Genomic DNA, 10,719 nt, shown 5'->3' with positions numbered 1-10,719 from the left:
GACAGAACGGTAGCGATAGCAGCCGTCAGGGTGGTCTTACCGTGGTCAACGTGACCGATGGTGCCCACGTTCACGTGAGGCTTGGTGCGCTCGAATTTTCCTTTTGCCATTCTTGACTCCGAAAAAACCTAAACCTAAAGGGATTAATAGCGCAACCAGGACCGTGCGCACTTAAATATGGTGCCCATGGGCAGGATCGAACTGCCGACCTCTCCCTTACCAAGGGAGTGCTCTACCACTGAGCCACATGGGCAATTTTTAAAATTGCAACAGCATCGCTTTACTGCATGTTGGAGCGGGAGACGGGAATCGAACCCGCGTCATCAGCTTGGAAGGCTGGGGTTCTACCATTGAACTACTCCCGCATCAACCGCGCACCAGGCGCAATTGCTGCAAAGCTGCTTCTTCAACCATTTCTGGTGGAGGGGACTGGATTCGAACCAGTGTAGGCGTAAGCCAACAGATTTACAGTCTGCCCCCTTTAGCCACTCGGGCACCCCTCCGAAGAAGAACTAGATTGTAGCATCATTTTTGGGAGTTTTTAGAAACTTTCGATTTCTCTCAAATTTCTTTCAAGGCCGCAACCCCGATAAACCCGCAACAACGCTTCACTCTATAAAAAAGCCTCAAGACCAACTTGAGGCTTTTCTTTTTTTGGTGCGGCTGGCAGGAATCGAACCCACGACCCCTTGGTTCGTAGCCAAGTACTCTATCCAGCTGAGCTACAGCCGCTAAGCTGCGTATTGTAGCGCAATTTACAGACACAAATTGCAAATACTTCGAAGTCAATCCATATTTGCCATGATCTGGCAGGCATCGACTTGGCGGCTGGCGGGGATCGAAAAAACAACAAAACACTGCATGAACACTAGGTTCTAGAAATCACTTTTCAAAAGGTGCCAACAAAAGTACCAACAAAATAAAAAGTGACCTTCGATCCTTGCGTCCGTCCCTGTCAGCGGATTCAACCTTCAGATCGATGTTCCTCAACCTTTTCAGGCCATGATCTTCAGGTCATTCGGATCATGCTGACCTACATCTTCGGTAGATGTCTTGCCAACGGGGTTCATCAACTCCATCCATCTAGAACCGTCTCGTAGTCTGTTCAACTGGCTATCCACTTCCTGAATTCAATTTCTTTAGCCCAAGATCATCTATAGGCGGTCGTTGCAACCGTCTTCCTTGTTTCATTGTCGATGTCTGGTTTCCTGTCCCCCGATACGTCGATACGACGGCACCGGGGCGAATTCCGGCAGGCAATTGAACAGCGCCTGCAACTGTACTTATGGAAGGGGAGTTTCAGACGAACGACAAAGGCGCTGGCGGCTTGAATCGGCGCATCGCATCTTCATTGAAGTGAATGATGTCCAGAAGAATCGATTCTTCTAGGTCTTCCTTCGTGCGGCCTTTCAGGAGGTATTCGATCCAGCCAGCATCCCTGTACTTCGTAAAGTCGTGGTTCTTGGGGTCGGCCCACGGAAGACTGACCCATTCGGCTTCGCATATTTCAGCCCAATGATCCGCACGTATGCCCTTGGGGACTTCGATCACGCCATGAAGGTGAAATTGGGTCGCCGTATGATCGTGACGGCTGATCTTGCCTTCCTTGACCACCACGTGTTGAAGTTTGACCCGATTCCTACGGGCAGTGGCCTTCGCGCCGAACGCCTTACGGCATAGGCCGTTGTACCACCGCAGATACGTCGCAATCGCCTGTTTTTCGGTCAAACCCTCCGAATTGCAATATGTCGGAATTCCCGTGTGTTCATCTGGCAGCCACTTCCCCGGCTGGCGCTGCCTGAAGTTCAGTGTGAAGGCGATAGTTTTCCTACCTTCAAACGCACCAGCGAACCAGATTTCAAACTCTTTCTTGATTTCACGCTTCATAAATTTCTCCGAAGTTGGTTTTCGGATGTACTTACGAAAGGTGATGTATAAAATGTAATTTAATCAATGATTACAATTTATATTTCATGAAATTTGTCGCCTATTACCGCGTGTCTGAAATGCATGGGCTTGCGTTGAATTCCTTGCGAAATTCGGTAGAAAGGCATGTCACGCAAGAAGGCGGAAAACTGATCCGCGAATTCATCGAAACCGTGACGGACTTTGGGCAGGTTGGGGAAGTGTTTGAAGCTGCTGTTCGGCAGTGCCGCCGCGACAAGGCTGTGCTTGTATTGGCGGAATCAGACCCGCTGTCGCGTCAACTGGGCATGCTGGCGAGACTGGTACAGCAACACGTGTCCCTGTCTGCCGCTGGTCATTCGGATGTGAACAAGGTATTGGAACCGTTGTTCACTGATGCAAGGGCGGATGGCGGTTCTGGCGCTACAAAATCGCAGACGAAAAAGAAGTCTTCAGGCAATGCGATGCGCGGTAACCCAGAGCTCGAATGCGCCCGAAAAACATCCTCTGAAGTAAGGCGGAAAAAGGCGGATGAATTTGCCGCGAAGTACTACGATGATGTTTTCCAACTACGAACTCATGGACACTCGTTTGCAGCAATCGCAGAGTTATTCAATGCAGCGGGAAGGCAAGGGCCAAGGGGAGGCTCTTGGCACGCAACTTCCATCTCCAATTTAATGAAACGATGCCTATGTGATTCACAAAAGAGACCTACAGGTTGAAGTCGTTCGCACCAGCACCCCTGCCGACCTCAGACTTTTACAAGCTTTGCCGTTTGGGGATCATAGATGTAGTTGGTGATGCTACCGTCCTTGATGCGTTCAACGGCTTCATCGATGACAAACAGGGGGACCAAGAACCATTCTTCTGGCTGAACCGGATGCCCGAAGCGATCATTGATCGTAATGTTCAGCCGAGCAGGTGCAAAAAGCCTGTGGAATAGGCCTTCCATGCGCGTTCGATTGATGCCCGCAAGTTTGTATGTAGCGACAACTTCAACCTTCGCCAATAGATAGGTAGCCTCGTTCTCCGCATTCGCGATACGTGTCTCCACTCTGCCGCCAGTTACGCCCAATTTGTGAAGAATTTTGCGGTTTTCTGCGACATAGGGATGATCCGATAAAGACCGGAGCACATAGATGGTGCCACTTTCAACATCATCCGCGTCAAGTTCCCCGCCAAAGGAAAGCTGACCACTTTCGGGCGAAACCAACTTGCGCGCAGATTGGTCGTCGTAAAACGCCCGCTGGAGTGAACGCAGAAGCAAATTGCTTTCTGTTCCATTGGAAAAAATTAGGCGCAACCGACGATCTACTTCCCGTGCTGTGGTCTTCAGCGGATCGCCGACTTCAGCGACATACACCGTGATGCCATCCAGAATGAAGAAATCACCGACTTCAATTCCCCGGTTGCTTGCGGTAATCGGCTGCGATTGACGAAGTCCCGTCGATATTTCCGTTTGCACCTGTTCAAACAACGGACGGAAAGACTCATAGTCCTCACAAGGCTTGCGATCCGCAATCTCTTCAGCTGCGCGTTTTTCCGCGTTGGTACGGACATGACGCAAAACCGTGATGTCTTCAGCGCCATCGACACCGGCCAGCTCGGCAGCCAAGTCGTCGATATTCAACTCCGATTCTGCGTTCACGGCAGTGCCCAGCAACCCTTGGTGGTCTATGGACTCAAGCAAGGCTCGGTAGTCTGGCAAAGCGCGCAATCGGTCGAGACGCACGGCATACAGTCGTTCAAAAATGTCTCGATCTTCGCCGTGCTGCGGCACTCGCCCGTGTTGCTCCACATATCGTTGGATTTCTTCAAAACCCGCAATAACTCGCTCCTCGCTAGCCGAGCGTCCGGCTTTCTTCTCAGCTGGCGCGAACTCTGAAAGTTCTGACGCAAGTTCATCAAGGTCAGAGTCACGCATACTTTCCCTCCGCTTTGAAGCGCATAAAGGCCGCAGCCCCTTCCGCAAGGTGCTTCTCCCAGCTGTCTGATGCGGTTACCAAGGGAACTCTTCCACGTTCACGCTTGAATTCAACCGCGCGAATGGCAATGACTTTGGCCTCGTCCGGCGTGAGGTTCGTACGCTTTCCAGAAATGGTTGCGGCCACTTGCTTCAGACTTTCCTCGCTCATAGATTTCGCGAGAATCGCGTAGGCTTCTCCGAATGGATTGATACGGTCGATCAGGTCAATATCCAACTCGCGCACGTCCATTGCGAAACGGCGAACACCGTCAATCATCGCTGTATTGGGCGAGCCTTCAGTACTCTCTTGGGTCACGACACGCTTGGCCTCTTGAGTCAGATTCAGTGCCGCAATGGCGTGTTGACGCACCGCCTCTTGGTCTTCTACGTCCAAATCAGGGTACTTGTCTTTGATGATCTTGCCCATTCGAACCTGTGTCAGTTCCTCCGGCACCAGTTCTTCATCAAATAGCCCACGTTCGATGTTTCGTTTGTCTTGAACGAATGCCGCGATGACTTCGTTCAAGTCTTCTTGGCAAATTCGAGTGGCTTCCCGGCTCTTGGGTTCTGCAAGGCCACTGATTTCAATCTGATAAGCCCCAGTCTGTTCATTGACACCATAGTTGCATCGTTCGAAGTCATATCCACCATCTCCGTAGTGATAGCCCGGTGTTGGAGCGTTATCCGGATTCTTTGCCCTGAATTCGAAACGTGGGGCAAGTACTTGCTCCATCAACAGGCTCGCCGCAATCGCTTTCAACGTATCGTTCACAGCCTCTGTAACCGCGTCTTCACTGGCGTCAGGTTGGGCAATTAAGTTGGTGAAACGGGCTCGGGACTTCCCCGGTGCGTCGCGGGTTGCGCGACCGATGATTTGTACGATTTCTGTCAGGCTGGCGCGGTAGCCCACCGTCAGCGCGTGTTCGCACCATATCCAATCGAATCCCTCTTTCGCCATTCCCAAGGCGATGATGATGTCAACGTGGTCTCGGTTGTTCTTCTGTGCTGGATCCTTCAGTGCTGTGGAGACGCGGTCACGCTTGGCGGCATCGTCGTCCACAAGATCCGCAATACGCAGGATGCGGCCATCTGGACGTTTGACCAACTGGAAACCCGTTGCAGGGTCAATACCTTGCCATTCACCTAGTGCTTCAATGATGTGCTCCACCTCTCGCACTTTGTCCTTCGTACTTTCGCGCGAATTGACGTTGGGGATGTGAATGATGGTCTTCTGGGTTGGATCGAGAACATTCAGAATGTCATCGGCGTACGAACCGCTGTAAAAGAAATAGCCGATATCGAGTTGTTTAAGGTGTTCGTAACCATTGAGTTGTTCGTAATAGGTATACGTTACGGTATCGAACTTGGCTTCATCTTGAGGGGCAAGAACGGCCTCTGCGTCTCCACGGAAGTAAGATCCCGTCATGGCGACGATATGCACCTTACCGCGCCCAATGAATTCCCCGAGATGTGCCCCCAACTTGTTATCAGGGTTGGCAGAAACGTGGTGAAACTCATCGACTGCAATCAAGCGGTCATCGAACGCTTCTATGCCGAAGGCATCGACAGCGAAACGGAATGTCGCATGGGTACAGACCAGTACCTTGTCGTTACTTTCAAGGAAAGCGCCCAATGACTTCACCTTGCCGCCATTGTCGTTGCCGGGGGCGTTGCAAAGGTTCCATTTGGGTTCAACCCGCCAATCGGCCGAAAAACCGTACGTTGTCAACGGCTCGTCATTGAAACTGGAGCCAATGGATTTTTCCGGCACCACGATGATGGCTTGCTTCACACCTTGGCTGTTCAGCTTGTCCAGCGCGACATACATCAGAGCGCGGCTCTTGCCGGAAGCTGGGGGCGATTTGATCAGCAGATATTGCTCTCCACGCTTCTCGTAAGCCCGCTCCTGCATAGGGCGCATTCCAAGGGCATTGGCCTTGGTCGATACGCCGCTACGAGCGTAGGTGACGGAAACGGAAGGAACGGATTTGATTTGTTCACTCATGCATTGGCTTTCACGTTGCGCTTTCCAGCCAAGGTTGGAGAAACTTCGGCGGTCATCTTGGAATAAAGGTCAAACAGCTTTTCCAGCCGTTCTGTATCGTTTTTGAAGCGTCGTCCGATGTAGATGCGCTCCAGCACCTCGTCATTGCGTTCATGCGCTGCGAGTAGGTCGGCAGGCATGGTTTCGGGACCATAAAGATCTGCAATACTGGCCGGGAAATGGCGTTCCCGCGCCAGCAAGATCTCCTCCGCGCAGCGCGTCAAATCAGCTTTATTTTTTTCAGTCAGAAGTGGGATTGGGAATGCGTTGTAAGTAAGAAGAGATGAATATCGAATACCTGAACCGAGGCCACCAGATACGGCTTCTGCCCATACGCGATGCAAGGTAGATGAGAGTATGGCTAGTACCCAAACTTCACTAGTGAATGTTACAAATGCAAGATCAGTTGTAATCGTGTTGCTTGATACAAAGTCCGGCGTTAGATAGGGGAGTCCTTCCGCTGTATTTTTTGGAACTACGATCGAACTCGACTCTTTATGACAACGCTGCGCAAATCGATGTGGAATGCGCGAATAACCAATGGTTGTTGGCGCACTGGATTGCGCTCTAAAAACGCGAGTTGCCTCAATTCGATTTCGTACAGCCTCAATCGACATCGCGAAATCAATTTCATTGTCGTCTACCCAAATGCACCAGCGACGAATACCCTGCCTGATTTCAGTTGTACCAATTAACGGCCGAAGTATTGGTCGTGCCTTCGGTGAATCCACAAGCAGCGCTCGCTTTTCTTCCTCGGTAAAGATTAGATTGCCACCATCTCTTGCCATGTTTCCTGAAACCAGCTTTGGAAGTTGCGTTGACAGTGCTCGACTTGCCTGCCGAATGTAATCTTCTTTCCCTGATATCAAGTATGGAGAAATTGACGCAACTTGTCGGACCACATCTACTTCGAAGATACGCCGAACTTTAGATTTATCTCGCGAGACACCGACGATGACACACCATACACCTGCATTCAACTTTGCATTATTCGACCACCTGAACTGAGTATGGCCAAAAAAAATCGAGTCACCATTTGAATATAGCCGAGACCATAAATGTTCGACCTGCTCACCTCTGGAAATAGAGTTCGTAGATACGAATGCAAAGTCAGTTGGTGCAACATTCGAAAAATTCGATGCTTTGATGTACCACGCCGTTACATAATCGCAATCTTTGTAGGCATTCCCTCCGCCAAATACCAACTCTAAATCAGATTTTTGAGCAGCGGTCTGCTTTCTAGCCCCTTTAAAAGGAGGATTTCCGCAGATGTAAGTTTCGCCACCTTCATTCTCGAAGTCGATTTCACTTGAGTTTGTCGGTGTATCGAAGAGGCCTTCACCCTGAATTTTTACGCTTCGACCTGTTGGCGGGCAGACACTTATCCAGTCAAGTCGTAGCGCATTTCCAGATATAATCCAGTTTTCATGCCGCAATGGAAGGAATTCGGCAAGCGCCAGTCTTTGACCACGATATAGCACGTCACATTGATATTCAGCAATAACCAAAGCCAAGCGTGCAATTTCCGCAGGGAAATCACGTAGTTCAATACCGCGGAAATTGGTAAGTGGAATGCCAGAAGGTCGATCTGGCTCGTGACGTCTTCTGTTTATTTCAGCCTCGATAGCTCGCATTTCCTTGTACGCGATGACTAAAAAATTCCCTGAACCACAGGCTGGGTCAAAAATTCTTACTCGGGAAATTCGCTTGCGAAGGTTAAGCAGGACTCGAGCATTATCACCAGCTTCTGCCAATTTTTCCCGCAATTCGTCGAGAAACAATGGATTCAACACCTTCAGAATATTCGGCACGCTGGTGTAATGCATTCCCAGCTCTCCACGCTCCTCGTCGTCAGCAACCGCTTGAATCATGGAGCCGAAAATATCTGGATTGATTTGGGTCCAGTCCAACCCACCAACGTGTAGCAGATAGGATCGAGCGATCCTGCTGAAAATTGGCACGTCATCCGCGCCAGAGAACAATGCACCGTTAACGTAGGGGAAATTTGCGGCCCATCGAGGCGTTTGACTTACCACCCGATCTTCGGGCCTTGTGTTCATGACTCGAAACAGTGTTGCAAGCACTTCATGCGTGTTGGATGAGTCCTTCGCACTCATCCGAGCAACGGTATCAGTAAAACGTCCTTGTCCGACAAAGATATCCGTATCTTCCGCAAAGAAACAGAAGATCAGCCGGGCCATCAACTTGTTCATGTCGTGACGCCGTTCCGCAGCCCCCCACGCGGGGTTGTCCTTTAATAGTTCGACATACAGTCGGTTCAGGCGGCTGGTTGCCCGGATATCGAAGGCGTTTTCACTGATCTGACGGACAGTGCTGATCCCCGCCAAAGGTAGGAAGAACCCGAAATGGTCAGGGAAATCCTTGAAGGCACAGGCAATGGTTTCGCCACTGGTCAGGTCTTCGGCCTCGAAGTCTGTGCCGTCTGTCGCTAGAACAAATTTGGCCTTGGCCTTAGTGGTGGCGGGGCTTTCTTTGAGTGCTTGGAGCGATACGGTCACTTGACCTACATCACAGGCAAGGAGGTGAATGTGGTTGGTCTGTAGAACGCCGTTCAGATCAGACTTGTTAGAGGCCCCAGCCCGCAGGCGCTTGATGGTAGTTGCCTTGTTGCCAAAGGCCTCCAAAAAGGCATAGGGAAACTCAACGGGGTCAAAAGGTCGCTCCGCAAGGTCGGTGATAGCTTGTTCAATTTCTACGGCATTCATGGGCTGGGACTCTTTACGGGCAAGCCCGTCAGCTTACTATCTTTCTTATGACCGTTTGGCGGTGCCCTGAACCTCGCGGGCCGCGTCTTTCCCTGCCAAGTTATCGATGGACATTCGAGATTTCATTGACGACTGCATCGAGACGGCTACTGTCAGCACCTGACATCAGGCAGTCTTCCCAGAACCACTTTTCGAACACTTGGACTATGGCTGGTCGTAGTGGTGTTCCAGCGGCTACTAGGGACGCAATTTCTTCAGCTTGAAATTCGTATTCATCGCGCATGTCTTCGTCGCCAGCGCATCCGGTTCGCATGGGATCAAGCTGCCAAAGGACGATTGATATCTTGTCTGTGTTCATGTGTTTTTGGGGACGACTTTATTTCTGCTGTAAGGCCTATGCGCGACAGCAAAACAATCATCGTTCCCATCTTGAGATCGTCTGGCATTGATCTCTTGCGCGAATTTTTCAGCGGCCTCCTCGCTGGGAAATTCACTAGTCCCTTCAAAACGATCCCCCCAGCCTTCTTCACACTCGTAGACATCAACACACCAAACCTGCGGCCCTGCGGGTGGGGAGACTGTTTTAGGCTTCTTTCCAAATTTTGACTTCATCTTGGACATTGCTGACTCCTTATTGATGGGGTTTTCTTGTCACTCCGGCAGGGGCATCTGTGCGAAATTTATGGATCGCATTGCCGTACTCCGTTTCAATAACGGCGCATGGAACGGGCAGATGGTCTCCGTCTTTGAAGATTCCATAGCCATATTTCGAATACATCAAGCCCACTTGGGTCGACGGCGCAATCGGTATGCGACCACAGCCCCGAAAGCCGATATAGCGCGATGACATGTCGGCAGATCGAAAGGCATCATGGATACCGTCGTGGATTTCAATGCTGGTCGTATCGAAGCCATCTTCATCTGGAAGAAATAGTCCGAATTTGTAGCTAAATGTACCATCGGTATTCAGGTACACCGCTTGAACGTCGCAGCTGTTCTCGACATCTTTTAGGTGAACTTTCACGTGGCCGGTCAACAATTCCAGATAGCGACCGAAAACATACCAGTCATAGCTGTGTCGACACAGCATGTCTGCCGTACTGGACGTATCCGTGATCTCATGTATGGACGTAAGGTCTGACCTTCCCTCGTCCCTTCGAAATGAATTCATGACATCAACCCTCTTTCTTGGATACGAGAAAGCCCGGTGAAAGCGCGGCACTGCCCGCGTCATTCAGTTCACTGGGATCGGCCAGCCGTAAGCGGATTTCATGTCCACGCATGCTGGCGTCTGGACTGCAATCCACCTGCCATTGACGCATCACGTAGCCAGCCACGGCCCCGCGCAGTGAGACTTTCAACTTCCCATCCTTCATTCCAAAGTCTTTCGCGATGACCTCAGGATGCGGGCGTGATGGATGCGGAATCAGAGTCAGTGTGAATGTGCGATTCCATTGAATGTCGGCGGTGATTTGTTCCTGTGGACTTGGGGGTATGCAATCAGTCAGCGTCCGAACTTCTTCCATGCGCGTCAACACCAAGTCTCGAAAATGGCCCTTGGTACGGTCGAACGCGCGAACATGCCAGCGCAGCCCCGAATCCACCAACGAATGGGGAACAATGACCCGTGGACTGGGGCCTTTCTTCATAGAAAGATAAGTCAACGCCAGAACCTGACCACCGTGAATGGCGCGAGTGACGGTCGCCAACGTGTCTAGGTCAGGTTGGTTCAATCGCTTCGGCGAAGCATGGGATATTGTTTCGCTACTTGTCCCAGAATCAGCCGCTGTGGCACCAGTGGTCAGCGCCATCAACACCTTGTCTGGATCGTGCTGAAACAACGGCTTGAAGGTCGACTGATAGTGGTACAGCTTGTGTTCGTAGCCCACGTTGTTCGGGGCCAATTGCTTGTACAGCATCAAGTCACGGGTACCCGCAGCAGTTGCAACTTCAAAGCGTTCCAAGACATGTTTCCGCGCCACTGATCCATAGAACCACACGCGAAATTCGATGAAGATCAGACGCAGGCGTTGCGCTGCGGACAGACCAGAAAGTAGTTCTTCGTTATGCATTGATGA

Annotated in this window: 10 protein-coding genes and 4 tRNA genes; 1 reads left to right on the top strand and 13 read right to left on the bottom strand. The window is 50.9% G+C overall.

Annotated features, from left to right (window positions below):
* The 6 genes from ACFIQF_RS23320 to ACFIQF_RS23295 form a co-directional block, all read right to left on the bottom strand.
* Positions 1 to 110, bottom strand: a 110-nt coding sequence (locus ACFIQF_RS23320; RefSeq protein WP_243738762.1) for a GTP-binding protein, incomplete at its 3' end; no start/stop codon positions are given.
* Between the two features lie 68 nt (positions 111 to 178).
* Positions 179 to 253, bottom strand: a tRNA-Thr gene (locus ACFIQF_RS23315).
* Between the two features lie 38 nt (positions 254 to 291).
* Positions 292 to 365, bottom strand: a tRNA-Gly gene (locus ACFIQF_RS23310).
* Positions 366 to 417: 52 nt separating this feature from the next.
* Positions 418 to 503 (bottom strand) — tRNA-Tyr (locus tag ACFIQF_RS23305).
* Between the two features lie 152 nt (positions 504 to 655).
* Positions 656 to 732: transfer RNA gene (locus ACFIQF_RS23300), tRNA-Arg, on the bottom strand.
* Positions 733 to 1,299: 567 nt separating this feature from the next.
* Positions 1,300 to 1,887 carry a hypothetical protein gene (locus tag ACFIQF_RS23295; protein WP_393946053.1) on the bottom strand — a complete coding sequence of 196 codons (588 nt, stop codon included), beginning with the start codon at positions 1,885 to 1,887 and terminating at the stop codon, positions 1,300 to 1,302.
* A gap of 86 nt (positions 1,888 to 1,973) precedes the next feature.
* On the opposite strand from ACFIQF_RS23295, the gene ACFIQF_RS23290 reads away from it, so the two are divergent.
* Positions 1,974 to 2,627 (top strand): serine integrase family protein, encoded by a 654-nt coding sequence (locus ACFIQF_RS23290; RefSeq protein WP_393946052.1) that lies wholly within the window; start codon positions 1,974 to 1,976, stop codon positions 2,625 to 2,627.
* Between the two features lie 29 nt (positions 2,628 to 2,656).
* On the opposite strand, the gene ACFIQF_RS23285 is transcribed toward ACFIQF_RS23290, so the two are convergent.
* From ACFIQF_RS23285 to ACFIQF_RS23255, 7 genes are all read right to left on the bottom strand, one after another.
* Entirely contained in the window at positions 2,657 to 3,829 is a 1,173-nt protein-coding gene (locus ACFIQF_RS23285) for a GIY-YIG nuclease family protein (RefSeq protein ID WP_393946051.1), read from the bottom strand.
* A complete protein-coding gene (locus ACFIQF_RS23280; RefSeq protein ID WP_393946050.1) occupies positions 3,822 to 5,876 on the bottom strand; it encodes a DEAD/DEAH box helicase in 2,055 nt (684 codons plus the stop codon). The genes ACFIQF_RS23285 and ACFIQF_RS23280 overlap by 8 nt, the downstream gene beginning before the upstream one ends.
* Positions 5,873 to 8,641 carry a class I SAM-dependent DNA methyltransferase gene (locus ACFIQF_RS23275; protein WP_393946049.1) on the bottom strand — a complete coding sequence of 923 codons (2,769 nt, stop codon included), beginning with the start codon at positions 8,639 to 8,641 and terminating at the stop codon, positions 5,873 to 5,875. Before ACFIQF_RS23275 ends, ACFIQF_RS23280 begins: the two co-directional genes overlap by 4 nt.
* Before the next feature lie 100 nt (positions 8,642 to 8,741).
* Entirely contained in the window at positions 8,742 to 8,999 is a 258-nt protein-coding gene (locus tag ACFIQF_RS23270; RefSeq protein WP_393946048.1) for a hypothetical protein, read from the bottom strand.
* Positions 8,996 to 9,262: a hypothetical protein gene (locus tag ACFIQF_RS23265; RefSeq protein ID WP_393946047.1), complete on the bottom strand. Its 267-nt coding sequence runs from the start codon at positions 9,260 to 9,262 to the stop codon at positions 8,996 to 8,998. Before ACFIQF_RS23265 ends, ACFIQF_RS23270 begins: the two co-directional genes overlap by 4 nt.
* A 10-nt stretch (positions 9,263 to 9,272) precedes the next feature.
* Positions 9,273 to 9,812: a hypothetical protein gene (locus tag ACFIQF_RS23260; RefSeq protein WP_393946046.1), complete on the bottom strand. Its 540-nt coding sequence runs from the start codon at positions 9,810 to 9,812 to the stop codon at positions 9,273 to 9,275.
* Positions 9,813 to 9,816: 4 nt separating this feature from the next.
* Entirely contained in the window at positions 9,817 to 10,713 is an 897-nt protein-coding gene (locus ACFIQF_RS23255; protein ID WP_393946045.1) for a WYL domain-containing protein, read from the bottom strand.
* Between the last annotated feature and the right edge of the window lie 6 nt (positions 10,714 to 10,719).

The organism is Comamonas trifloxystrobinivorans (genome assembly GCF_043359985.1).
Taxonomy (GTDB): Bacteria; Pseudomonadota; Gammaproteobacteria; order Burkholderiales; family Burkholderiaceae_C; genus Comamonas; species Comamonas trifloxystrobinivorans.
The sequence above is the reverse complement of the archived record's forward strand: the minus strand, read 5'-3'. Positions and strand labels throughout refer to the sequence as shown.